The sequence below is a fragment of the Pseudomonas sp. PDM32 genome, assembly GCF_019219225.1.
GTDB lineage: Bacteria > Pseudomonadota > Gammaproteobacteria > Pseudomonadales > Pseudomonadaceae > Aquipseudomonas > Aquipseudomonas laurylsulfatiphila.
Genome location: NZ_JAHUWE010000009.1, coordinates 152,295 through 176,215 on the forward strand (window position 1 = coordinate 152,295; position 23,921 = coordinate 176,215).

A 23,921-nucleotide genomic window follows, 5' to 3' on the forward strand; every position below is an offset into this window, starting at 1 on the left:
CCATGACCGAATTCCACACCCTGCCACACGATCAGCAAGTGGTCCGTCTGCACGAACTGGCGCGCCATGCCCTGCAACAGTGGGACGGCGAGTTCGCTGACATCGAACTGGTGAAGTTTCGCGAGAACGCGGTGTTCTCCGCCCACCGCCACGATGGCCAGCGGGTCGCCTTGCGCATCCACCGCAATGGCTATCACGGCGAAGCCGCGCTGCGTTCCGAGCTGCAATGGATGGAGGCACTGGCCGGCGCCGGCATCACCGTGCCGCAAATCATCCGGGCGCAGAATCAAAGCCACCTGGTCGAAGTCACCCATCAAGCCATCGGCGAGCCGCGCCACATCGACATGCTCGCCTGGCTGCCGGGCGCCACCGCCGGCACCTCGGAGAACGGGGTGCAGGCCGATACCGAAATCGATTTTCTGTTCCGGGAGGCCGGCGCGATTGCCGCGCGCATTCACCTGCATTCGGCGGATTGGCAGCAGCCGGACGAGTTTGTCCGGCACGCCTGGGATGAAGAAGGCCTGATCGGCGCCAACCCGTTCTGGGGGCGTTTCTGGGAGCTGGAACAGCTCAGCGATGAGCAACGGGAGCTGCTGCAACAGGCGCGACGCACGGCGCGCAAGGACTTGCGCCAATACGGTCGGCACCTGGGCAACTTCGGCATGATCCACGCCGACCTGGTGCCCGAAAACCTGCTGATCGAAGGCCCGCGCCTGCGTCTGATCGACTTCGACGATGCCGGGTTTGGCTGGCACATGTTCGAGTTGGCCACCGCGCTGTACTTCTGCCTGGATGACCCGCGCTTTGATCAGATCAAGACCGCGCTGCTCGACGGCTACCACGCGGTCAAGCCGCTGACCGAGGCTGATCGCAAGACCCTGGCGCTGTTCCTGATGCTGCGCGGCACCACGTACCTGGGCTGGATTCACACCCGCCAGGGCACGCCGACAGCGATTGAAATGGCGCCGATGTTGATTGAGCGGGCTTGCTGGTTGGCTCGGGAATATCTTCAGCAGTAACTGCAAACACAAAAACACTTGTGGCGAGGGGGCTTGTCGGAACGCCGCACCGCCCCGTTGGGTTGCGAAGCAGCCCCGAAATCAGCAATCTCGGTTCCTCAGATGTACCGCATCGGCAGGATTTACGACTGCTGCGCAGCCGAACGGGGGCAAGCCCCCTCGCCACAGGATTACCTTCTGCCTCAAGAGTCGCTATAGCGGCGGATCAAAGTTATCCAGCGCCCGATTCACCGCCAACTCCCCCAGCATGATCACTTGCGCGATGCCCAGCAGGGTGTTGCGGTGCGAGCCTTCCAGGAAGCCCGCAAGGTCATTGGCCATGACACTCGCCGAGGCCAGCGATTCGCAGGCGTGGGCCAGCAGGGTTTCGGTGTCGATGTCGGGGTTGATGGTGAACAGTGTGGAGGGTTTGTGCGGGGTGGCCATGATGTGCAGGGCCGGGTTTGGGCAGGAATCGTTGTCTGGTGGATCAGGTGTAACCTTGAGCATGACTTTCATTTCCGTCGTGATGCTGCCACGTCGTCGCTGCTAAACGAGGGGTGGCGGCTGTACGCAGGTTAGCAGACCGGGGAAATGAAGAAAGCCGGCGCGCCCGGGGGCGCCCTGCGCACAGCTGCCATCAAATGCAGGTATGGAATACCTGCCTGACGGACACTCGTACGATCTTCAAATACCACGGGCTGCTAAACCCGATCACTGGAAATCAGTGACGCGAATCAAGTTACCGATGGACCTCAAGGCGCACAAGCCGGCGGATTCTGGCGTAGCTGTAGGCAACGCCGCAAGGTCTTGTAGCTTGCAGGAAGTTACTCCTACAGCCGTTAAACAACCCTCCAGACACCAACGTACTGTAGGAGCTGCCGGAGGCTGCGATCTTTTGATCTTGATCTTAAAGATCGCAGCCTTCGGCAGCTCCTACAGAGGGCGTGGTGGATCTCAGCAATGTGCGCCGGCATGTTCCAGGCGATGGAACAAGCGGTTGAAATACACCAGGCTGTCGCGTGGTTCGCGCACGCCGACCTTCGTCAGTTCCACGAACATCACCGAGTGCGAGCCCACTTCCTTGCACTCGCTGATGCGCCCTTCCAACTGCACCAGGGCATCGCGCAGCACCGGCACGTCGGCCGCGCCGTCGTCCCACAGGTCCCAGGCGAAACGCTCGGCCATCGGCACCTTCGTCATGCCGGCGAAGTGTCGGGCCAGCTCTTCCTGCTCGCCGCACAGCACGTTGACGCACAAGTGGCCGTTGGTGCGGAACACGTCGTGGGTGGCGCTGTTGCGGTTGACGCACACCAGCACGGTGGGCGGCGAGTCGGTCACCGAGCACACGGCGCTGGCGGTGATGCCGCAGCGCCCGCCGGGGCCGTTGGTGGTGATGATGTTCACCGCCGCAGGCAGCTGCGCCATGGCGTTGCGAAAGTCGATTTGCTGCTGGCTCAGGTCGGCCATGTCAATGCCCCTTCCTTCAGGAGGACCGCCATCTTGCGGCCCGTAGGTGATGGAACAAGACTAAGGCTGCGGGCGCGACACAACCATTCTGACGATCACCATGGCGAGGTTGGGTTTCCGCTAGTCGACTAGGTGGTTTCTTTATCGCAAGGGCCGGCCACAGTGGGTATTCTGCTTACTGGCTCCAGAAAAACGAGCCGATGCGTGCCGCGCGTTCGCGTGCGAAAACAATAATTAGAAAACTTTCGTGGCAGCCCCGATGGAAACCCGCAAACCGATTGTTTATATCGTTGACGACGACAAGGACCTGCGCACTTCCCTGGCCTGGTTGCTGGAGTCGGTCAGCGTGCAGGCGCAGTGCTTTGCCGGCGCCGAAGAGTTCCTCAGCCAGTACGACCCCAGGCAGCCCGCCTGCCTGGTGCTCGACGTGCGCATGCCGGAGACCAGCGGTTTCCAGTTGCAGGAAATCCTCAACCAGCGCGGCAGCACCCTGCCGACCATCTTCGTCTCGGCCCATGGCGACATTCCGATGTCGGTCACGGCGATGAAGAACGGCGCGCTGGACTTCGTCGAGAAGCCCTACAACCCGCAGCAGATGATCGACCGCATCCAGGCCGCGCTGAAGACCGCCGTGCACGCCCAGGCCGATCAGCAACAGCGTCAGAACCTGCAGGGCAAACTGGCGTTGCTGACCAGTCGGGAACGGGAAGTGTTGATGCTGGTGATCGATGGCAAGGCCAGCAAGGTGATCGCGCGGGAGCTGAACATCAGCGTGAAGACCGTTGACGTGCACCGCACCAAGATCAAGGAAAAGATGGGCGTGACCAGCATCGCCATGCTGGTGCGCGAGGTGCTGCATTTGCCGGTGGATGAGCCGGTGCGGCATTGAGCATTTCTGTATTCGCTGAAGATCCCTGTAGGAGCTGCCGAAGGCTGCGATCTTTTGATTTTGATCTTTTAAAAAGCAAGATCAAAAGATCGCAGCCTTCGGCAGCTCCTACAGGGGGGGCGGTGTCAGTTGTGGCTGTAGCGCTTGCGATAAGCACCCGGTGACACGCCGAAGCGCGATTTGAAGGCCGAGGAGAAGTAGCTCGAATCCGAGAAGCCCCAGGCGTAACACAGCGCCGACAGCTTCTGCTCGACATCGGCACGGCGCAGGTTTTCCGCGCAGAAGTCCAGGCGACGGTGCTTGATGTACTGCGCCACCACCAGCCCGCGCTTGGAGAACATCCGGTACAGGCCGCGCACGGAAATCCCGACTTCACGGGCGATCAACTCGGGGCACAGTTCCTCGTCGCTCAGATGTGCGTCAATGAACGCGATGATCTTGCGGAACTGCCGCTCATGGGGATCGGCCGCGCTGTCCCGGGCGCTGATGCCCGGCAGCAACAAACTGGCCAGGGCATCGAGCACGGCCTCGCTTTCCTGCATGTCCAGCCCTTCCTGCTGGCGAGTCTCCAGCACCAGCTTGTTGGCCATCGCTGCCAGGGGGTTGCTGGCCGCGATACGCGTAGCGCAGTTGACGGCATTGAAGTGTGATCCACGTTCCACGACCTGGCGCGGAAGAATCAGCGACAGCTGTCGGCAATCGTCGTGGTAGGTCATGTCGCTCGGACGGCTGGCGTCGATCAGCGCGATGTCGCCACAACCCAGTTGCGCGCGGTTGTCGCCCTGCTCCAGCTGTGAACTGCCACGCATCTGGAACACGGCGTAGTAGTGGCCGTCGCAGCTGGTGCTGACGTCCTTGCTGGTGCGATACAAATGCACGTGCGCCATGTCGACCACACTGAGGTTGATCACACCGCTGCGAAATTCCGCCAGTTCGCCGTAGAAATCAGTGTCCAGTGCCCGCGCGTCGAAACGCCCGCAGGCCTGGTTCACCTGGCTCAACCAACTTTCGAACGCCTCGTTGCGCACCGTCGATGCTGTAATCATGTCCGCAAAGCCTCACGTTTTTGTTGTTATTTTTCGACCGCTTCATCGAGCGGTTCGTCAAAACCGTTGTTTCTGTAGCCATCGCCTCCCTCGACGGCCGCCGGGCGCCCATTCAACAGGCTCCGGCGCACGCTTTCCAGCCTTCCCGAGGCTTAAATGTCCAATACCAGACGAGCGGAAAGCGCCCGTGATACACAGGCGCAGATCTGCTTGTTGGACGCTTTTTCCTTGTTCGACAGGCAGTTGTCGCGGTGCTCCGGTACGCCGTCCAGCACTTCGACGATGCAGGTGCCGCAAATACCTTCGCGGCATTCGGTGTCGATGTCGCAACCGTGGGCCTGCAACACGTCGACCAGACTGGCATCGGCCGGCACGTGCAGCACCACGCCGGAACTGGCCAGCTCCACTTCGAAACCGCCGGCCGGGGCGCTGTTGGCCGTAGGGTCCGCCGCGAAGTGTTCGAGGTGAATGGCCTCATCCGGGCGACTGCGCGAAGCCACTTTCACCACTGTGTTCATGAAGGGTGCCGGGCCGCAGGTGTAGACATGGGCGGCGCTGCCGGCACGCTCCAGGCATGCGCTCAATGCGCCGTCCAGGTCCGCGGGCTCCACGCCGTAGTGAAACTCCACGTGATCGGCAAAACGGGTCGCCAACAGCTCGGTAAACGCGGCGTAATGCGCCGAACGGGCGAAATAATGCAGGCGATACGGCTGGCCGCTTTCCGCCAGTTTGTAGGCCATGCTCAGCAGCGGCGTGACACCGATACCGGCGGCGAACAGCAGGTGTTCGCCGGCACTTTCATCGAGACGGAACAGGTTGCGCGGCGCGCCCATTTCCAGCTCCATGCCCTCCTCGACCTGCTCGTGCAACGCCAGCGAACCGCCGCGCGACTGCGCTTCTTTCTTCACCGCCACCAGGTAGGCACGGCGATCCTGCGGCGGGCTGCACAGCGAATACTGGCGGGTCACCCCGGTCGGCCCGGTCAGGTCGACGTGGGCACCCGGTTCATAGGTGTCGAGCGGCTGGCCGTCACTGCGCACGAGGCGAAAGGAGCGGATATCCAGCGCTTCGTCGACGATCCTTTCGATCTTCACCTTCATCATTGCATCACCTGAATACTGTTGTTTCGGTTAGGTCTTGGGTCTGGCATAGCTTTTGTTGCGAGGGAGCTTGCTCCCGTTCGGCTGCGCAGCAGTCGCAAAAATACTGGGTGCTGCTGAGATCCTTGGGGCTGCTTCGCAACCCAGCGCGAGCAAGCTCGCTCGCCACAGTTGATGGCGTCGCGGCGAAAATATCAGCGCATGAACAAGCCGCCGTTGATGTCCCAGCACGCGCCCGTGACGGAGGCGGCGTTGTCGGCGATCAGCAGCAACACGCTGTCGGCGATGTACGACGGGTCGCCGAGGGTGCCGGCCGGGATCATTTTCAGGATCTGCTCCAGACGCTCCGGCGCCACGGTTTCGCGCACCACCGGCAAGTCCAGCGGACCCGGCGAGATGCTGTTGACCGTCACGCCTTGCGGCGCCAGTTCACGGGCGAAGACCTTGGTCAGGGTCGCCACGCCGCCCTTGGCCGCCGCGTAGTGCGCGCCGGTGGCGGTACCGCCGTTCTGCCCGGCCAGCGACGCGATGTTGACGATGCGCCCGAAGCCACGCTCGGCAAAGTGCGCGCCGAACACCTGACAGGCCACGAAGGTGCCGCGCAGGTTGATCGCCATCGACTCGTCGAACTCTTCTGGCGTGATGTCCATCAGCGCCGCGACTTTCGACACGCCGGCGTTGTTCACCAGAATGTCGGTGCCGCCCCACTGCTCAACGAGCAGGTCGCGGGCACGCTGGAAGTCGGCCTTGCTGCGCACATCCAGCTCGATGGCCATGGCGCTGGCGCCGCTGCCATCGAGTTGCAAAGCCAGTTGCTGCACGCCGTCGAGGCGCACATCCGCCAGGGCGACGCGATAACCTGCCGCGTGCAGACGGCGGGCGATGCACTCGCCCAGCCCGCGCGAGGCACCCGTTACGAGGGCTACTCGACTCATGATGGTGCCCTCACAGAAGGAAGCCGAGCGCACTCAGGCTGTCGGTGGAGTTGATCAGGCGCACCACCTTGCGTTCCAGGGTCGGCACGCCGTCGGTGAAGCGGATGCGGTGGTTCAGGTCGGCCACGAATGGCGTGTGCACGCCGCGCTTGTAGGCGTACAGCAACTGCGCGGAATTCACTTCGACGATGTCACCGGCCGCTTCCACCAGACGGAAACGCGAGACGGTACGAATGGTTTTCGCCGCGTCCACCGCCGACGGCGAGAAGCCGGCGCTCAGGCGCTCGATGCGCAGGGCACGCATGCGCGCATCGTCGTAGGCGTAGTTGAGGGTCGCTTCGAAGTCTTCGGTGTCCGGGTCGATCGGCACGATGTACTTGCCGCTGTCGCTCCACAGGGTCGCCCATTCGGCATAGTTCTTGTGGTCGAGCAGTTCGGCTTCGCGCCAGATGAATTCGATGGCCTGGGCCAGGGGACCTGCAAAACCGTTCAGGGTGTCGTGATTGCTCATTGGCTCATCATCCTTTTCCACATGTCGTAGGCACCGCGCATGCCGCCTTCGTCGGTGGCGTGGCTGACCTTGTCGCCGTTTTCAGCGGTGATTTCGCGGTTCAGGCCGCGGTTAACCAGGATCGGCGCGTCGACGCCGGCATACGAGCCGCGCTGCACGCGGTCCCAGGCTTCGGCATCGTCAGGGCTGCCGAAACCGAACGGCCCCTGGAAGTGTTCGTGGATGCGCATGCGTTCGCGGTTGGCGATTTCCGGGCCGCCGTCCATGCCGAGGGCCACGTGACGGATCTCGGTTTCGGTGACCGACACCGGGCGCAGCACGCGGAAGAACGACATCGACATCGCCACATTGGGGAACAGGTTCAGGTTGAAACCGGCGCCGTGCAGCGAGCGCACGATGCGACGCACCTGATCGGCCGGCAGGGTTTTCGACAGCTCTTCGGTGACGTGGGCGAAGCGTTCCTGCAACTGTTCGGTGCCGTCGTCGTGATCCAGGTCGACGTGCTCCGGCACCATCACCATCACGCTGTGGCCATTGCCCAGGGAGTGGGTCACGGCTTGTTCGTCGGTCATGAACGAGAGCATTTCCGAGGTTTCTTCGTCCACCGACGACATGAACGACTTATGCACGATCGGGAAGTGATAACCGTCGGTGGTGTTTTCCAGCTGGATCTTCCAGTTGCCCTTGAAGCTGAACTTGTGTTCGCCCTGGGTCTTGATCGGGTAGCCGGCGCCCTGCTTCATGAACAGGTCCATCCAGTGTTTGGCGCCGCCGAGGAAGTCTTCCAGCGGTTCGATTTCGTCGTTGTAGCTGGCGAAGACCATGCCGGCGTAGCTTTCGACGCGCAGGCTGGTCAGCGGCAGTTCGGACTTTTCCAGGATGCCTTCGTAACCGTCCGGATACGGCAACGCCCGCAGCTTGCCGTCCAGGCCATAGGACCAGCTGTGGTACGGGCAGGTGAAACCGGTGGCGTTGCCCTTGTGCTTCTCGCACACGGTGGCGCCACGGTGCCGGCAACGGTTTTCCAGTACGTTGATGTTATTTTTCTTGTCGCGCACGACGATCACCGGGCGACGGCCGATGGTGGCGGTCTTGAAGTCGCCGCTGTTGCGCACTTCGCTTTCGTGGGCCACCCACACCCAGGTGCGGTAGAAAATCTTTTCCAGCTCGGCTTCGAACAGCGCCGGGTCGTTGTACAGCGAGACGTCGACGCGGTCGTGACTGACCAGGTCTTCGGGGCTTTTCGACGTTGCGATCAGCCGGTATTCATGAGTGCTCATGCGGTTCTCCTCATGGCTTCTTTTTAGATTTGGGTTGTAGAGGCTTGAAGTTGCGCACCAAAGGCGCAGACCAGCTCGTCCTGACCTTTGCGGCCGACGATTTGCAGGCCGACTTTCAATCCGCCGCAATCGAGTTCCACCGGCACCGTCAGCGCCGGGTGGCCGCTGAGGTTGAAAGGCCGCACCAGCGGGGTCATGCCAGCCACGGCCTTGCTGCCGGCGCGGGCTTCGCTGAGGGTTGGCGGCAGGCTTGGCAGCGTCGGCAGCAACAGCACGGCGAACTCTTCCAGCGCCGCATCCACCTGTTGCGTGAAGCGCGTGCGTACGGCTTCGGCCTGGGCCAGTTCTTCACGGGTGGTGCGGCTGGCCGCCAACAGGCGTGTCTCGACATCGGCGCCGATCAGGCCTTTGCCGGTGAGATGACCGAACGCGGCCCAGTTTTCAAAATTGATCACGGTCAGGCCGGCGGCGAACGCGGCTTCGAATTCGCTCAGGTGCAGGTGGCTGCGACGCCATCCCGCGCGGTCGGCCGCGGCACCGAGACTGGCTTGCAGATGCGCGTCACAGGCCACGTCGAGGAAGCCGACTTTCGCACCGTCTGCGGGCAGTCCCTGCACCTCAAAGCCTGGGCAAATCACCTGCATGGCAGCGATCAGATCGTCCATGCTTTTGGCGAACGGCCCGACGCAATCGAGGCTGGATTCCAGCGGATGGGCACCGACACGGCTGACTCGTCCATAGGTCGGCTTGAGCCCGGCGATACCGCAGCACGCCGCCGGCACCCGCACCGAACCTCCGGTGTCGGTGCCGATGGCAATGTCTGCCAGGCCGGCGGCGACGGCCGAGGCCGAGCCGCTGGAGGAACCACCCGGCACCCGGTCCGGCGCCTGCGGGTTCACCGGTGTGCCGGTCCAGTCGTTGATGCCGGTGACGCCGAAGGCCAGTTCATGCAGATTGGTCTTGCCGACGATCTGCCAGCCGGCGTCGAGGATCGCGTCGACCACTTCGGCGTTTTTCGTTGCAGCGGGTGCATCGGCGAAGGCACGGCTGCCCGAGCGGGTCGGGTGGCCGGCGATGTCGATGGAGTCCTTGATGGCGACGCGCTTGCCGTTGCCACCGAGGAGGAATTCGCTGATGAAAGTACTCATGCATTCAGCTCCGTGTTGAACAGCCGTTGCGTGCGGAAATGGGCGATCAGCCAGGTGCCGTCGACGCAGCGGAAATCGATGTTCAGGCGCGTGCCGAACAACTCGCTGCGACCGTCGGCGTAGGTGGAAATCTGCTGCATGATCCACTGCCCCTGAGCCCGATCACCGTCGACCACAATCGACTCGCTGGTGAGATAGTGCAGGTTCAGGCGAAAGTGCTCCGAAGGCGGCAGGTAACCGCCGACAAACGCGGCGACGGCCTCGCGTCCACGGTGTTGGCCGAAGGTCTGCGCGGTCTGGCTGCCGATGCCTTCCCAGATCGCATCGATGCAGAACAGCTCAGCCAATTCGCTGACATGGGTAAGCGCCCTCGGCACATCGCACAGGTCCATGTAGCGCGCCATCAGACGACGCACCGCGCTTTCCCCTTCGAGCGTCTGAAGACGCTGCAGCAAGGCCTCGTTCATGGCTTACACCCTGGCCGCGTCAGGGATGGTCAGCGGGCGACCGATGCGCGCTTCGACCTTGGCGTAGCGCCACAGGCTGTACTCGCCCACCGGCGTGGTGCGGAACAGGTTGCAGGCGTCGATCACCGACTGGTGGCAGTCGACGTCGGCCATGATGTACACGGTCCAGGGCGAGGTGGTCGACGGGCCGACCATCAGGCGGTCGTCGTCCATGGCGCCGAGCACGGTGATGCCGGGCATGGCGCCGAGGGAGCCCATCATCTGGCTGAAGCCCTTCCACACGCTCAGGCCTTCGCCGGTGGGCAGGTCGAAAAAGTTCTGGGTAATGCCGATGCAGAAGACGACGCGCAACGGTTCCTGGGTAGCTTGGGACATGGTGTTGATCCTTGAAAAAGTAATGAAAAATCAGATGTAGCCCGGGAACGGCGGCACGCCGAGGAACACCGAGCCGGCGCCGTCGTACAGCCCTTCGCTGAGGAAGGCGTGCTGGGTCACCACCATCGAGTCGCGCAGGTAGCGTTGCAGCGGATGACGCAGGTAAATGGCGGTGGTCCCGGCCAGGCTATAGGCGCTCTGCACCACCTCGGCACCCGCCTGGGAGACATGGATCGCCGACAGACGCAGCAGGCTGGTCTGCTCCGGCGTGACCGGGTTGCCGGCCAGGATCGAGTTCCACACCTGTTCGGTGGCGTTGTAGAAGAACCCCCGCGCGGCCATCAGCTTGGCTTCGGCCTTGGCGATCTCGATGCGCACGTAAGCGCGGTCGGCCATTTTCGGCGCACCGGTAATGCCGCCGGCGCCGGCCATGCGGCTGATTTCGTCCAGCGCTGCACGGGCCAGGCCGAGGTTGACCACCGCCAGCACTTGCGCGGCGTAGGCGATGGATGGGTAGCGAAACAGCGGTTCGTCGATGGTTGCAGCCCCGCCACGGATGAAGGTCCAGCGGTCCTCGACGAATTTGTCGGTGACGCGCAGGTCATGGCTGCCGGTGCCCTTGAGGCCGACCACGTCCCAGTTCTCGACGATCTCGACCTGGCTGGCCGGGAACACCGCCGTGCGCGGTTTGCCGCCCGCCGCACTGGCGCCGATGCCGACACCCAGCAGGTCCGCGCCTTTGCTGCCGCTGGCGAACTTCCAGGTGCCGTTGACCTGCCAGCCGCCTTCCACCGCCTCGGCTGGCTGCAGCGGGAACAACCCGCCGGCGAACACCAGGTCCGGGCTCTGGGCGTAGATTTCAGCCAGGGTTTCGGGCGGCAAGGCCGCCAGATAGACACCGGCGCTGCCGAAGCTGGCGACCCAGCCCGCCGAGCCGTCGGCTTCGGAGATGCGCTCGATCATGTGCAGGAACAGCGCCGGCGCCAGGGCGTCGCCGCCGTAGCATTTCGGCGTGGCGGCGCGATAGATGCCCAGCTGCTTGAAGCGCTCGATCATGTCCCGAGGCACGTGGGAGCCGGCGTCGAATTCCTCGCGACGTTGGCGAACCTCATCCAGCACCTGCTCAAATAGCTGACTCTCGACCATTGGCACGACCGGGCCGGACACAGGGTCTTGTTGCGCGACAGCTGAACGCAGCATGGGCTAGTTCTCCGTTTTGATTATTGTTAGAGGGCTCCACCGCTCCTTGTAGGAGCGAGCTTGCTCGCGATGGTCGTCAACGATGACGCTGGAAACCTGGCACCCCGTGGCGCTCTCAGGTTCATCGCGAGCAAGCTCGCTCCTACAAGGGTCGGGTCGTTGCCCTTGCATTGGAGGCCAGTGTAAAAACCGTATCCCGGCGCAACTATTGGTGCGTGCAGCCTCCTCGCTAAAGAAAACCCCTAGGTCCACGCCGGTTACCTCTGAGCGCATCGCGCTGTGCGAGCAGGTATAAAACGCCATACTGCAAATCTCTGCCGCCAGGGGCCGTGCGATGTACCTGCCAAAACCGAACGACTTTTTTGCGCTGATCGAAGCCATGCCGCTGTGCATCATTCTTCATGACGCGCACACCAAGGAGATTCTCTGGGCCAACGCCGCTGCCCTGGCGGCGCTGGGCTTTACCCTGGAGGAACTGACGCCGCTCAAGGCCCCGGACATGACCCGCGATGCGCCGAAGTACCGACGTTCGGTCGGCTTGCGCTGGCTCGAAGGCGCCGCGCGCACCGGGCAGCGCGCCATCGAGTGGTGTTATCGCTCCAAGCAAGGGGTGGAGATTCTGTCCGAGGCGGTGGCGACCCTGGTGCACCTGGACGGTCGCGATGTGTTGATGGTGCAGTTCCGCGACATCTCCAAAGAGGACAAGGTCAAGCGCGACCTCAAGCGTTTCGAAAGCCGGCTCAAGGCCTTCATGCAGGACCTGGCCGAAGGCGTGGCGGTGCTCGGCCCCGAGGGTGACATCCGTTTTATCAGCGACTCCGGCGCGCACCTGCTCAACAGCGAAGTGCATCAGCTGATGGGCAAGAACTTCCTGGCCTGGTGCGACGACGCATCCAGCCAGCGCCTGCTGCAACAATTTGCCGATGAAACGCCGGAACACGCTCCGTTCAACGTGCATTACAAGGTGCAGCGCCGGGATGGCGAATGGCGCTGGCATGACGCAACCTGCCGCTACATCGAGATCGAGGACGACCTGGTCGGCCATCTGCTGCTGTTCCGCGATGTCACCGAGCAGGTCCAGGCCGAGGAAGCGCGGCGGGTCAGCGAGCAGAAGCTCGAGTACCTGGCGCGCTACAACGCCATGGGCGAAATGGCCGTGGCCATCGCCCACGAACTGAGCCAACCCTTGGCCGCCACCCGCAACTTCATTGAAGGCACGATGATTCGTCTGGGCAACGCCGGCGAAACCGATCAGGACGTCGCCTGGGGTTTGCAAAACGCAGTGCGGCAAATCGAGCATGCCTCGGTGATCATCAAGAGCGTGCGCGATTACGTGGTCAAGCTGGAGCAATCGGAAGAGCGGGTCGACCTTAATGAGCTGCTGCGCGAAACCCGCTACTTCATCAGCCTGCGCGCCGACCCGAGCCGGGTGCGCGTGGAAATCATCGCCTCGCCCGAACCGATGATGGTGAGTTGCGAGAAGGTGCTGATCGGCCAGGTGATCCTCAACCTGGCCTTCAACGCCATCGAAGAAATGGCCGACCTGCCAGCCGAGCGGCGCGTGTTGCGGATCCAGGCCAGCCGCGACAACGAGGTGGCGCGGGTGCGCATCGAAGACTGCGGCCGTGGCATCCAGGCCCAGGCGCAAGAGAAGCTGTTCGACGGCTTTTTCTCCTCCAAGGTCAGCGGCAACGGCATTGGCCTGGCGCTGTGCAAGAACATCATCGGCCGCCACCGGGGCGATATCTGGGCGCAAAACCTGGCGCCGTGCGGCGCGGTATTCAGCTTTTCCCTTCCCCTCGCCTGAAATACAAAAAACCTGTGGCCTTACACAAACCCTGTGGCGAGGGGGCTTGCCCCCGTTCGGTTGCGAAGCAGCCGCAAAACCTGCTGGCACGGTGTGACTGGAAAATGCTGGGGCCGCTTCGCGACCCAACGGGGGCAAGCCCCCTCGCCACAAGTGCAGCGTCGCCCTCCCCCTCTCAGACCCTTCAACCCCCTGCTTTATCACCTTGTGCAGCCAGTTTCACGACACTGGCACAGACACACAAACACTTGGCAGGCAGGGCAATTCTCCTGATCGCGGGGCACGGCAGAATCAAAGGGTAAAAATCTGCCAAAGCACCCGCGATCCGCGTTACCAACAATTCAGGAAGTTCCCCTTATGCGAACAAACAGGATCTCCGTACAGTCAGCGCTTGGCCTGAGCCTGCTTGTACTCGGTTTGAACAGTGCCCGCGCGGATTTGCCCGCCGGTACGATTGGCCAGACCGTTCTGGCGTTTCCACCCGAAGCTCACCGCGCGTTTGTCATCGACGTCGAGTTCGACAGTTTCGTCGCCGGCCGCGTGACCGTGGTCGACCCGGACCAGAAGCGCATCCTCGGCATGGTGCCGACCGGTTTTGCCGCGCCGTCGACCCTCAGCCATGACAAGAAGACCCTCTACAGCGCCGACATCTGGTATTCGCGCGGCACCCGCGGTACCCGTACCGATGTGCTGACCGCATGGGACAGCTCGACCCTGTCGCCGGCCTGGGAAGTGCTGATCCCGAACAAGCGCGCCGAATCGCTGACCCAGCGTTACGCGCTCAAGCCGAGCGGCGACGACAAGTTCGTCTATGTCTACAACTTCACCCCGTCGACTTCGGTCACTGTGGTCGACACCCAGGCCAAGGCCGTTGCCACGGAAATCGCCATCCCCGGTTGCGTGCTCAACTACCCGATCGGCAACCGTCGTTTCGCCTCGTTGTGCGGCGACGGCAGCCTGCAAGTGGTGACCCTCAACGATCAGGGCCAGGAAACCGCGCGCAGCCGCACGCCGTTCTTTGATCCGAACGCGGAAAAACTGGTGGAGCGTGCGGTCAACGTCGGCGACACCTACTACTTCACCACCACGACCGGCACCGTGCGTCCGGTGGATTTCGCCGGTGACGCGCCGAAGATCCTGCCGTCCTGGTCGCTGGTTACCGACGAAGAGAAGAAGGCCGGTTGGGCACCGGGTGGCTGGCAGTTGATGGCCGTGGCACCGAAGCTGGACCGCCTGTACGTGCTGATGCACGACGCCCACGAAGCCATGAAGTGGGAAGACCCGAGCCCGCTGATCTGGGCGTTCGACCTCAAGACCCACAAAAAGGTAGCGACCCTGGAAGCCCCGGTTCCGGTGTGGAGCATGCAGGCCACCGGCGACGACAAGCCGCTGTTGCTCGGCGCCGACGTCGAAGGCGGCTTGCAGATTTTCGATCTGAAGACCAACAAGCTCACCGGCAGCATGCCGAAAGTCGCGAAGACCGCGACTCAGGTCCTGAGCTACTGAGAGGTTCGGCCATGCACACAGATCCGATCTTCATCATAGCCAGCGCCATCGCCATCGCGGTGTTGCTGGCCAGCGCCGCGACCCACAAGTTGCGCGCGCCGGCCCGCTTCGCCCGGCAACTGGCGGACTACCAACTGCTGCCCCAGGTGCTGGTGCGCCCGACAGCACGGCTGGTGCCGCTGCTGGAGCTGGCCATCGCCTTTGCCCTGCTGGTGCCGGTCAGCCGTGGTTACGCCGCGGTGAGCGCGGCCAGCCTGTTGGCGCTGTACGCCGCCGCCATCGGCATCAACCTGTGGCGCGGTCGCGCGGACATCGACTGCGGTTGCGCCGGTCCCGACCAGGCACAACCGCTGCGCCCGGTCCTGCTGGCGCGCAACAGTGCACTGGTAGCGCTTGCGCTGGTGGCCAGCGTGGCGCCGGTGGCCCGCGACCTCAACCTGTTCGATGGCTTCGTGACCCTGGCCGCCGCCGCGGTCGCGTTGCTCATCTACGCCGCGGCCGATGGCTTGCTGGCGAATTCCCCTCTTCTGCTCAAATTGATTGGTAGGTAATCGAAATGGAAGGCTTGATTGTTTCCAACGTTCTGCTCTGGGTGCTGCTGGTGGCTGTGGCGTTTGTCGTCATGGGCCTGGTGCGGCAGATTGGCGTGCTGCACGGGCGTCTGGCCCCGGCCGGCGCGCTGATGGTCGACAAAGGCGTGGCGGTCAATGAACCCGCGCCGCAGATCACTGCCAGCGATCGTCACGGTCGCCCGGTGAACTTCGGTTATGCCGGTGAAAAATCGCAATTGCTGTTCTTCCTCTCGCCGACCTGCCCGATCTGCAAGTCGCTGCTGCCGGCGATCAAATCCATCGCCAGGGAGCAAGCGGGCAGTCTGGACGTGGTGTTCGTCAGCGATGGCGACATGGACGCCCAGCAAGCGCTGATCCGTGAACACAAACTCGAAGACGCCACCTACGTGGTCGGCCCGGAAGTGGGCATGACCTACCAGATCGGCAAGCTGCCGTATGCCGCACTGATCGACAAGGCCGGCACCCTGCGCGCCAAGGGCCTGGTCAACTCCCGCGAGCACCTGGACAGCCTGTTCGAAGTCGAGCACCTCAAGCACGCCACGCTGCAGCAGTACCTCAATGCCCAATCCCACACCCACGACCACAGCCACGGCCATAGCCACTGATAAGGCAGGGAGACGTTTATGAAACTGCTGGATCTGTTGTTCGAGCGCTCGACCCGCCGTGTGGCCGACACCACCTCGCGCCGTAAACTGCTGTCGCGCATGGGCTCGCTGATGGTGGCCGGTGCCGCCCTGCCCTTGCTGCTGCCGCTGGACCGTACCAGCAAGGCCCTGGCCGCGGAGCCGGCGCAGGCTGGCGACCCGGGTGATCCAAACAGCTGCGACTACTGGCGCTACTGCTCCATCGACGGCTTTCTGTGCAGCTGCTGCGGCGGTTCGGTGACCTCCTGCCCGCCAGGCACCGAAGCCTCGCAAGTGACCTGGATCGGCACCTGCCGCAACCCGGCCGATGGCAAGGACTACATCATTTCCTACAACGACTGCTGCGGTAAGCAAAGCTGCGCCCAGTGCGCCTGTACCCGTAACGACAGTGAAGAACCGGCTTACCGCCCGTTCAACAACAACGATGTGAACTGGTGCCTGGCCGCCAAATCGCACATCTATCACTGCACCGTTTCGGTGATCCGCGGCGTCGCCGTCTAAACGCGCACTTTCCGCCGGTTGCTCGCGTAATCGGCGGTTTTTTTTTGGTTAGCAACAGTCCCCCGTGGCGAGGGAGCTTGCTCCCGCTGGGTTGCGAAGCGACCCCAAAACCGTTCACCGCAGGTGTGCCAGAGATAACGCGATCGCAGTTTTTGGGAGCGCTTCGCGCTCCAGCGGGAGCAAGCTCCCTCGCCACAGGTTCAATCGGTATCGAACGGACTGTTTTTTATCGGCTACAACAATCAAGAGAGGCCCTTCATGCGCAAGTTGCTACTTCTCGGACTCGTCTGCGCCCTGAGCGCCCCGCTCGCGTTCGCCCGGGCTATTCCCGACCCGGCGCAGGGCCATGCACCGGGCAACGAAGAGGTTCAAAAACCGATCGCCGTGGCTGGGTACAGCGTGGGTGTGAACTATCAGCTGCAATGCGCCGGTTGCCACCTGGGCGACGGCACGGGCTCCGCCGCCAACGACACGCCACGGATGAAAGGCTTTGTCGGCAACTTCCTGAAGGTACCGGGCGGCCGCGAATTCCTCGTGCGGGTGCCGGGGATGTCGCAGTCGGCGCTGAACAACGCGCAACTGGCGGACTTGCTCAACTGGCTGATGCGTAAAGACGGCATGGCGGGCGAAAGCCTGCCGGCGGACTATCAGCCCTACACCGCCGAAGAAGTCACGGCGCTGCGTGCCCAGACCATGCTCAACCTGCCCGGCACCCGCAGCGAGTTGATCAAGGCCATGCGCGCCCAGGGCATCGCGATTGATGACGGGATGACCGCAGGAACGATGGACTCACCGACGGCAAATCAGTAACGTAACCGGTGCTGCTTTCGACCCCATCAAAGCGAAAAGGGAGTTTGCATCGTGACCGAAGAGACAAAACCCAAAGGACCGGCTTCGTACTTCCCGTCAATCGAGAAGAAGTATGGCCAGCCGATCAGCCATTGGCTGGACCTGCTTAAAACCCTCAGCGACAAGAAACACATGGAAATGGTGGCCTGGCTCAAGACCGAACACGGCATGGGGCATGGCCACGCCAACGCGCTGGTTGCCTATCATTTGGCAACGGCCACCTAGCGCCGGACAACGCCATGCCCGCCCCCGAATCCACCCTCCTCGACAGCTGGCACCACAATGCCCGGGCCTGGATCGATGCCATCCGCACGGGCACCATCGAAAGCCGTCTGAAGGTCACCGACCAGGCCATCCTGCTGGCGGTGCTGGGGCGCCAGCCCGAGCGGGTGCTCGACCTGGGCTGCGGCGAAGGCTGGCTGTTGCGTGCGCTGACGGACCGGGCCATCGAGGCGGTCGGGGTGGATGGCGATGCGACGCTGGTGGACGCGGCGCGGGCGGCGGGCGCTGCACCGGTGCATCTGGCGAGCTATGAACAGTTGGCAGAGGCAGCCGTCGACATCGGCCGCGACTACAACCTGATCTGCGCCAACTTCGCTTTGCTACATCAGGACATCATCCCCCTGCTCGGCGCCATGAACGGCCTGCTCGCCCCTGGCGGCGCGCTGGTGATCCAGACGCTGCACCCGTGGGCCGCTGCGGCGGGCGACTATCAGGATGGCTGGCGGGAAGAGACCTTTGCCGGATTCAAGGGCCAGTGGCAGCCCATGCCGTGGTACTTCCGCACCCTGTCCAGCTGGCTCAACGCGCTGGACATGGCCGGTTTTGTACTGGCCGGCTTGCAGGAACCGCAGCACCCGCAAAGCCCTGTGCCGCAGTCGTTGCTGCTGGTGGCCGAGCGGCGGCTGTAGAAGCGCGGCACAGCCAACATCATCAGCGATTGATCTACCGCTTTCGCGGGCAAGCCCGCTCCCACAGGTTTTGTGAACACTGAAATACCTTGTGGGAGCTGGCTTGCCAGCGAAGACGTCGGCACAGCCAATAAAAAACCGGAGCACTGTGAAGTACTCCGGTGCGCTCATGCTGCTAACGCGTCAGGCCCATTCTTTGCGCAACTGACGCGCAGCGTTGACCATGTGTACCAGCGCCGCTTCGGTTTCCGGCCAGCCGCGGGTTTTCAGGCCGCAGTCCGGGTTGACCCAAAGGCGGTCGGCGGGAATGCGCCTGGCGGCCTTGCGCAACAGGTTGGCCATTTCCGAGGAGTCCGGCACCCGTGGCGAGTGGATGTCGTACACGCCGGGGCCGATGTCGTTCGGGTAGGCGAAGGCTTCGAACGCGTCCAGCAACTCCATGTCCGAACGCGAGGTTTCGATGGTGATCACGTCGGCATCCATGGCGGCGATGGACTCGATCACATCGTTGAACTCGCTGTAGCACATATGGGTGTGGATCTGGGTTTCGTCCCGCACACCCGAAGCGCACAGGCGGAACGCTTCGGTCGCCCAGTCCAGGTAGTGCTGCCACTGCGCCTGGCGCAACGGCAAGCCTTCGCGGAACGCCGCTTCGTCGATCTGCACGATCCTGATCCCGGCGGCTTCCAGGTCCACCACTTCGTCGCGAATGGCCAGGGCCAGCTGACGGGCTTGTACTTCACGGGTCACGTCTTCGCGCGGGAATGACCACATCAGCATGGTCACGGGACCGGTCAGCATGCCCTTCATCACTTTGTCGGTGAGGCCTTGGGCGTAGCGGATCCACTCCACGGTCATGGCTTTCGGGCGGCTCAGGTCGCCGAAGATCACCGCCGGTTTCACGCAGCGCGAACCGTAGCTCTGCACCCAGCCAAAACGCGTGAACGCATAGCCGTCGAGTTGCTCGGCGAAGTATTCGACCATGTCATTGCGCTCGGCTTCACCGTGCACCAGCACATCCAGGCCCAGGTATTCCTGCACTTGCACGGCGTGGCGAATCTCGCTGTGCATCGCTTCGGTGTATTCGGCCTCGGTCAGCTTGCCTTGCTTGAACGACTGGCGCGCCAGACGGATCGACGCGGTTTGCGGGAACGAACCAATGGTGGTGGTCGGGAACAGTGGCAGGTTCAGGCCGGCGCGTTGCCTGGCGATGCGCTGGGCAAACGGCGATTGACGCTGGCTGTCCCCGGCGGTGATCGCGGCCACACGGGCCTGGACAGCTGGCTTGTGAATGCGTGGCGATGCAGCACGGGCCGCCTGAACGGCGCGGCTTTGACTCAGCGCTTCGAGAACGTTCGGCGCCTCGGGCTCGTTGACCGCCTGAGCCAGCAGCGCGACCTCTTCACACTTCTGCACGGCAAACGCCAGCCAGCTTTTCAGCTCGGTATCGAACTGGTCTTCGCGGCCCAGATCAACCGGGCTGTGCAGCAGCGAGCAGGACGGCGCGACCCACAAGCGATCGCCCAGGCGTTCGTGAGCATGCTGCAGGGTGGCCAGGGCGTTTTCCAGGTCGCAGCGCCAGACGTTACGACCGTTGACCACACCCAGTGACAGCACCTTATAGGCCGGCAGGCGGTCGAGAATGGTCGGGTACTGTTCAGGCGCACGCACCAGATCGATGTGCAGCCCATCCACCGGCAGGTTGGCAGCCAGGCCCAGGTTCTCTTCCAGGCCACCGAAGTAAGTGGCGACCAGTTTCTTCAGCGGGTCACGCTGGATCAGGTTGTAGGCGCGCTCGAAGGCGTTTTTCCAGTCCTGAGGCAGGTCGAGCACCAGGATCGGCTCGTCGATTTGCACCCACTCGACGCCTTGCGCCGCCAGGCGCTGGAAGATCTGGCCGTACAGCGGCAGCAGGCGCTCGAGCAATTCGAGCTTGTCGAACCCGGCGCCCTTGGCCTTGCCCAACCACAAATAGGTCAGCGGGCCGATGATCACCGGCTTGACGTTATGCCCCAGTGCGCGGGCTTCTTCGACTTCTTCGAACAGTTGATCCCAGCCAAGCTGGAACTGCTGGTCGGCGCTGAACTCCGGGACCAGGTAGTGATAGTTGGTGTCGAACCACTTGGTCATTTCCTGGGCGTGGGCGCCGCCGCAGCAGCTGTCGCTCACTCCGCGCGCCATGCCGAACAGGGTCTGCAGGCTGGCCTTGCCATCGTGCGGGCGGAAACGCTCAGGGATCACACCGAACATCAGCGAGTGGGTCAGGACCTGGTCGTACCAGGCGAAGTCGCCAACCGGCAACAGCTCGATGCCGGCCTTTTTCTGCAAGTCCCAGTGGGTCTTGCGCAAGTCACGGCCAACGGCACGCAGGCCGGCTTCGTCGAGCTCGCCCTTCCAGAACGCCTCTTGGGCTTTTTTCAGTTCACGGTCGCGACCAATGCGCGGAAATCCAAGGGAATGGGCCACAGCCATGTCAAATAACTCCAATGCGTTCAATGGGGCCATTGTCGACAGCGCCGGCGAGTGAGACAAACTCATTTTAATCGTGATGATCACAAGTTCTTCTCATGATCCGTAGCGCTGCGCCACCGGCGCTGGATGGACACCTGGTTCAACGCGCTCGTCTCAATGTCCAACCTGCACCGTGGCGTGTACGTAAGCCGGGCGTCGATGGCATCATCACGCGCTATGAAGTTTTCGATGTCCGCCCTCTCCGATCGACCAAGGAATAGTCCCGATGCGTATCAAAACACGGCTGGCCGGTGCCACGGTGCTCCACCCGGACGCCACAGCGCAGACCGGCTGGATCAATCCATGACGGCCATTTTCCGGCCGCGTCCGACCTTGATCTGTTTGCTGCTGTTGCTGGTGCTGGTGTTCTGGCTGTCCCTGGCCCTCGGACCGGTGAGCCTGCCGCTGGGCGATACCTTGCTGGCCGGGATGCGCCTGATGGGGTTGCCGCTTGACGGGGGCGACACACAACAGGCGGAGCTGATCCTCGGGCAGATCCGTCTGCCGCGCAGCCTGCTCGGCATCGCCGTGGGCTCGGTACTGGCGTTGTCCGGCGTGGCGATGCAGGGGTTGTTCCGCAACCCCTTGGCGGACCCGGGCCTGGTCGGCGTGTCCGGCGGTGCCGCGCTGGGTGCCGCCCTCGCCATCGTCGGCGGCAGCCTGCTGGGTGGGGTGCCACCGGCAATCGAACCTTACCTGCTGTCGGTCAGCGCCTTCGCCGGTGGCTTGATCGTTACGGCGGTGGTGTATCGCTTCGGCCGCCGCAACGGGCAAACCGACGTTGCCACCCTGCTGTTGGCGGGGGTGGCGATGACGGCCATGGCCGGTGCCGGCGTGGGTCTGTTCACCTACCTGGCCGATGACGCGACCCTGCGCACCCTGACGTTCTGGAACCTGGGCAGCCTCAACGGCGCCAGCTATCCGCGCCTGTGGCCATTGCTGATCGTCACTGTGGGCGTGGCGCTGTGGTTGCCACGTCGCGCGGCGGCACTCAATGCCATGCTGCTGGGCGAGTCGGAGGCCCGTCACCTGGGCTTCGACATCGAGCGCATCAAGCTTGAGCTGGTGTTGTGCACGGCGCTCGGCGTCGGCGCGGCCGTCGCGGCGGCGGGCCTGATCGGCTTCATCGGCCTGGTGGTACCGCACCTGATGCGCCTGCTGGTCGGCCCGGATCACCGGGTGTTGCTGCCCGCGTCGTTGCTCGCCGGTGCCAGCCTGCTGTTGCTGGCCGACCTGGCCGCGCGCCTGCTGTTGGCGCCGGCCGAATTGCCGATCGGCATCGTGACCGCACTGATCGGCGCGCCGTTCTTTCTTTATCTGCTGGTACGAGGGCGTTCCTGATGCTGCGGGCAAATAACTTGCTGGTACGTCGTGGCAACCGCACGGTACTGGCGAACATCGATATCCAATTGCGCCCCGGCGAAGTGCTCGGCGTACTGGGACCGAACGGCGCCGGCAAAAGCACTCTGCTCACCGCCTTGTGCGGCGAACTGCCAACCAGCGAAGGCACGGTCAGCCTCGACGAGCGTCCACTCGCCGACTGGCCAGGCCAGGAACGGGCCAGGCGCCTGGCCGTGCTGCCGCAGAGTTCGAGCCTGAACTTTGCGTTTTCGGTCAATGAAGTCGTGGGCATGGGGCGCCTGCCTCACGCCAGCGGCCGCGTGCGCGATGGCGAAATCGTCGCCGACGCGCTTTCAGCGGCCGATGCGCTTCATCTTGCCGGGCGCAGTTATCTGGCACTGTCCGGCGGTGAACGCCAGCGCGTGCATCTGGCGCGAGTGCTCGCTCAACTCTGGCCGGGGGCCGAAGGGCAAACCCTGCTGCTCGATGAACCGACGTCGATGCTCGATCCGCTGCACCAGCACACCATTTTGCAAGCCGTACGCGACTTTGCCGAGCGCGGTGCAGCGGTGCTGGTGATTCTGCACGACCTCAATCTGGCTGCACGCTACTGCGATCAACTGCTGTTGTTGCAACAAGGCCTGCCCCACGCCTACGGTCCACCAGCAGAGGTGTTGACCGCTGAGGCGCTGGCGGCGGTGTATGGCCTGGAGGTGCTGATTCACCAACACCCGGAACGCGGCCACCCGTTGATCATCGCGCGCTGATTCCGTCCCCTCCTTCATTGATCGAGGGGGCTTCTGTCTATTCAAGGAAAACCGATGCGCTTTCTGTTGCTGTGTGCGTTCAGCCTGTTGGCTGCCTGCCAAACCCATTCTGTAACGCCGCCCCCGGCGCCGATTGCCCCGCAAGGACGCGATCACGCCGACCTCGGCGTCATCCGCGAACTGGCCAGCGGTCGCACGCTGACACCGCAGGAACTGGTCGAACGCCTGGCCGCCGCGCCGCGGGTTCTGGTCGGCGAACAGCACGACAACCCGGACCACCACGCCCTGCAATTGTGGTTGCTGCGCGAGCTGGCGGCACAGCGTGCCCAGGGCAGCCTGCTGATGGAGATGCTCAATCCCGACCAACAGGCCAAAGTCGATGCCGCGCAAGCCGCGACCCGCGCTGGCCAGCCGCCAGCCGATACGTTCAAGGCGCTGGCCTGGCAGACCAATTGGGACTGGAGCGTCTATGGTGCCCTTGTCACCTACGCGCTGCGCCAACCCTATCCACTGCTGGCGGCGAATCTGGACCGCACGCAGATCATGCAGATCTATCGACAGCGCCCTGAGTTGAAAGGCGAAGCGTCCACCACCCGACAGGTGCAGGCGACCTTGCTGGACGACATCCGCCAATCCCATTGCGGTCTGCTGCCCGAATCACAAATGCCGGCCATGCTCGCCGTGCAGCAACAACGCGACCGGCGCATGGCCGAGCGCCTGATGGCCGCGCCGACGCCGGCGTTGCTGCTGGCCGGGGCCTTTCATGTGCGCAAGGACCTGGGGGTGCCGCTGCACTTGAAAGACCTCGGTGCCGGTGAAGGCAACGCCGTGCTGATCCTCGCCGAAGCGGGCAAGACCGTGACCGCCGAGAGCGCGGACTACGTGTGGTACACGGCCGCACAGCCGGAACAGGATCATTGCGCGAAGTTGCGCCGTTAATTCTGGCGAGGGAGCTTGCTGTGGCGAGGGGAGCTTGCCTGTGGTGAGGGGGCTTGCCCCCGTTGGACTACGAATTAGTCCCAAACCCGCATAATGCGGTATGTCAGGTAAACCGCATGCAACTTATTGCGACCGCTTCGCGGTCGAACGGGGG

General features: G+C 63.3%; 25 protein-coding genes and 1 pseudogene. 14 read left to right on the forward strand and 12 right to left on the reverse strand.

Annotated features, from left to right (window positions below):
* Positions 1–2: 2 nt before the first annotated feature.
* On the forward strand, positions 3–1,019 hold the full coding sequence (locus tag KW846_RS18410) for a phosphotransferase enzyme family protein (RefSeq protein WP_218484076.1): 1,017 nt from the start codon (positions 3–5) through the stop codon (positions 1,017–1,019).
* Between the two features lie 192 nt (positions 1,020–1,211).
* On the opposite strand, the gene KW846_RS18415 is transcribed toward KW846_RS18410, so the two are convergent.
* Positions 1,212–1,508 carry a DUF6124 family protein gene (locus KW846_RS18415; protein WP_218484078.1) on the reverse strand — a complete coding sequence of 99 codons (297 nt, stop codon included), beginning with the start codon at positions 1,506–1,508 and terminating at the stop codon, positions 1,212–1,214.
* A 447-nt stretch (positions 1,509–1,955) separates the two neighbouring features.
* Entirely contained in the window at positions 1,956–2,468 is a 513-nt protein-coding gene (gene hpaC / locus KW846_RS18420; protein ID WP_007978142.1) for a 4-hydroxyphenylacetate 3-monooxygenase, reductase component, read from the reverse strand.
* 259 nt (positions 2,469–2,727) lie between these two features.
* On the opposite strand from hpaC, the gene KW846_RS18425 reads away from it, so the two are divergent.
* The gene (locus tag KW846_RS18425) at positions 2,728–3,357 is read left to right on the forward strand and encodes a response regulator transcription factor (RefSeq protein WP_007978139.1); all 630 of its coding nucleotides are present in this window, start codon (positions 2,728–2,730) and stop codon (positions 3,355–3,357) included.
* 125 nt (positions 3,358–3,482) lie between these two features.
* Here the strand turns inward: KW846_RS18425 and feaR are convergent, their stop codons facing one another.
* The 9 genes from feaR to KW846_RS18470 form a co-directional block, all read right to left on the reverse strand.
* Complete coding sequence (gene feaR, locus KW846_RS18430) at positions 3,483–4,403, reverse strand: transcriptional regulator FeaR (protein ID WP_218484080.1); 921 nt, start codon at positions 4,401–4,403, stop codon at positions 3,483–3,485.
* A gap of 152 nt (positions 4,404–4,555) precedes the next feature.
* Positions 4,556–5,506, reverse strand: coding sequence for a PDR/VanB family oxidoreductase (locus tag KW846_RS18435; protein WP_218484082.1), 951 nt, complete (start codon positions 5,504–5,506; stop codon positions 4,556–4,558).
* Positions 5,507–5,697: 191 nt separating this feature from the next.
* Positions 5,698–6,438, reverse strand: a complete 741-nt coding sequence (locus tag KW846_RS18440; protein WP_102675694.1) for an SDR family NAD(P)-dependent oxidoreductase — start codon at positions 6,436–6,438, stop codon at positions 5,698–5,700.
* Positions 6,439–6,448: 10 nt separating this feature from the next.
* A complete protein-coding gene (locus KW846_RS18445; RefSeq protein WP_007978131.1) occupies positions 6,449–6,949 on the reverse strand; it encodes an aromatic-ring-hydroxylating dioxygenase subunit beta in 501 nt (166 codons plus the stop codon).
* Entirely contained in the window at positions 6,946–8,229 is a 1,284-nt protein-coding gene (locus tag KW846_RS18450) for a Rieske 2Fe-2S domain-containing protein (protein WP_218484084.1), read from the reverse strand. The genes KW846_RS18445 and KW846_RS18450 overlap by 4 nt, the downstream gene beginning before the upstream one ends.
* A gap of 23 nt (positions 8,230–8,252) precedes the next feature.
* Positions 8,253–9,377, reverse strand: coding sequence for an amidase (locus tag KW846_RS18455; protein ID WP_218484086.1), 1,125 nt, complete (start codon positions 9,375–9,377; stop codon positions 8,253–8,255).
* Positions 9,374–9,844 carry a nuclear transport factor 2 family protein gene (locus KW846_RS18460; protein ID WP_218484088.1) on the reverse strand — a complete coding sequence of 157 codons (471 nt, stop codon included), beginning with the start codon at positions 9,842–9,844 and terminating at the stop codon, positions 9,374–9,376. The genes KW846_RS18455 and KW846_RS18460 overlap by 4 nt, the downstream gene beginning before the upstream one ends.
* A 3-nt stretch (positions 9,845–9,847) precedes the next feature.
* Positions 9,848–10,219, reverse strand: coding sequence for a hypothetical protein (locus KW846_RS18465; protein ID WP_007978123.1), 372 nt, complete (start codon positions 10,217–10,219; stop codon positions 9,848–9,850).
* A 30-nt stretch (positions 10,220–10,249) separates the two neighbouring features.
* Positions 10,250–11,419 (reverse strand): acyl-CoA dehydrogenase family protein, encoded by a 1,170-nt coding sequence (locus KW846_RS18470; protein WP_218484090.1) that lies wholly within the window; start codon positions 11,417–11,419, stop codon positions 10,250–10,252.
* Positions 11,420–11,488: 69 nt separating this feature from the next.
* Between KW846_RS18470 and KW846_RS30100 the strand changes: the two are divergent.
* The 9 genes and pseudogenes from KW846_RS30100 to KW846_RS18510 all read left to right on the forward strand — a co-directional run.
* Positions 11,489–11,566 (forward strand): annotated as a pseudogene (locus KW846_RS30100) (outer membrane lipoprotein carrier protein LolA); the annotation flags it as partial.
* Positions 11,567–11,753: 187 nt separating this feature from the next.
* A complete protein-coding gene (locus tag KW846_RS18475) occupies positions 11,754–13,226 on the forward strand; it encodes a sensor histidine kinase (protein ID WP_218484092.1) in 1,473 nt (490 codons plus the stop codon).
* A gap of 357 nt (positions 13,227–13,583) precedes the next feature.
* Positions 13,584–14,732, forward strand: coding sequence for an amine dehydrogenase large subunit (locus tag KW846_RS18480; protein WP_007978118.1), 1,149 nt, complete (start codon positions 13,584–13,586; stop codon positions 14,730–14,732).
* A gap of 11 nt (positions 14,733–14,743) precedes the next feature.
* Positions 14,744–15,283 carry a MauE/DoxX family redox-associated membrane protein gene (locus KW846_RS18485; protein WP_218484095.1) on the forward strand — a complete coding sequence of 180 codons (540 nt, stop codon included), beginning with the start codon at positions 14,744–14,746 and terminating at the stop codon, positions 15,281–15,283.
* A gap of 5 nt (positions 15,284–15,288) precedes the next feature.
* Positions 15,289–15,909, forward strand: a complete 621-nt coding sequence (gene mauD / locus KW846_RS18490; RefSeq protein WP_218484097.1) for a methylamine dehydrogenase accessory protein MauD — start codon at positions 15,289–15,291, stop codon at positions 15,907–15,909.
* Positions 15,910–15,927: 18 nt separating this feature from the next.
* On the forward strand, positions 15,928–16,449 hold the full coding sequence (locus tag KW846_RS18495) for a methylamine dehydrogenase light chain (RefSeq protein WP_007978110.1): 522 nt from the start codon (positions 15,928–15,930) through the stop codon (positions 16,447–16,449).
* A 258-nt stretch (positions 16,450–16,707) separates the two neighbouring features.
* Positions 16,708–17,259 (forward strand): cytochrome C, encoded by a 552-nt coding sequence (locus tag KW846_RS18500; RefSeq protein ID WP_218484100.1) that lies wholly within the window; start codon positions 16,708–16,710, stop codon positions 17,257–17,259.
* 51 nt (positions 17,260–17,310) lie between these two features.
* A complete protein-coding gene (locus tag KW846_RS18505) occupies positions 17,311–17,523 on the forward strand; it encodes a DUF4287 domain-containing protein (protein WP_008002604.1) in 213 nt (70 codons plus the stop codon).
* A 14-nt stretch (positions 17,524–17,537) separates the two neighbouring features.
* On the forward strand, positions 17,538–18,209 hold the full coding sequence (locus KW846_RS18510; RefSeq protein ID WP_218484102.1) for a bifunctional 2-polyprenyl-6-hydroxyphenol methylase/3-demethylubiquinol 3-O-methyltransferase UbiG: 672 nt from the start codon (positions 17,538–17,540) through the stop codon (positions 18,207–18,209).
* Between the two features lie 183 nt (positions 18,210–18,392).
* Here KW846_RS18510 and metE read toward each other — a convergent pair whose 3' ends face one another.
* Positions 18,393–20,681, reverse strand: coding sequence for a 5-methyltetrahydropteroyltriglutamate--homocysteine S-methyltransferase (metE, locus tag KW846_RS18515; protein ID WP_218484106.1), 2,289 nt, complete (start codon positions 20,679–20,681; stop codon positions 18,393–18,395).
* 396 nt (positions 20,682–21,077) lie between these two features.
* Between metE and KW846_RS18520 the strand changes: the two genes are divergently transcribed.
* Genes KW846_RS18520 through KW846_RS18530 form a run of 3 tightly spaced genes read left to right on the forward strand, consistent with a single transcriptional unit; the run spans position 21,078 to position 23,767 of the window.
* On the forward strand, positions 21,078–22,061 hold the full coding sequence (locus tag KW846_RS18520) for an iron chelate uptake ABC transporter family permease subunit (RefSeq protein ID WP_218484349.1): 984 nt from the start codon (positions 21,078–21,080) through the stop codon (positions 22,059–22,061).
* On the forward strand, positions 22,061–22,828 hold the full coding sequence (locus KW846_RS18525) for a heme ABC transporter ATP-binding protein (RefSeq protein WP_218484108.1): 768 nt from the start codon (positions 22,061–22,063) through the stop codon (positions 22,826–22,828). The genes KW846_RS18520 and KW846_RS18525 overlap by 1 nt, the downstream gene beginning before the upstream one ends.
* Positions 22,829–22,882: 54 nt before the next feature.
* On the forward strand, positions 22,883–23,767 hold the full coding sequence (locus tag KW846_RS18530) for a ChaN family lipoprotein (RefSeq protein ID WP_218484110.1): 885 nt from the start codon (positions 22,883–22,885) through the stop codon (positions 23,765–23,767).
* Positions 23,768–23,921: the final 154 nt, after the last annotated feature.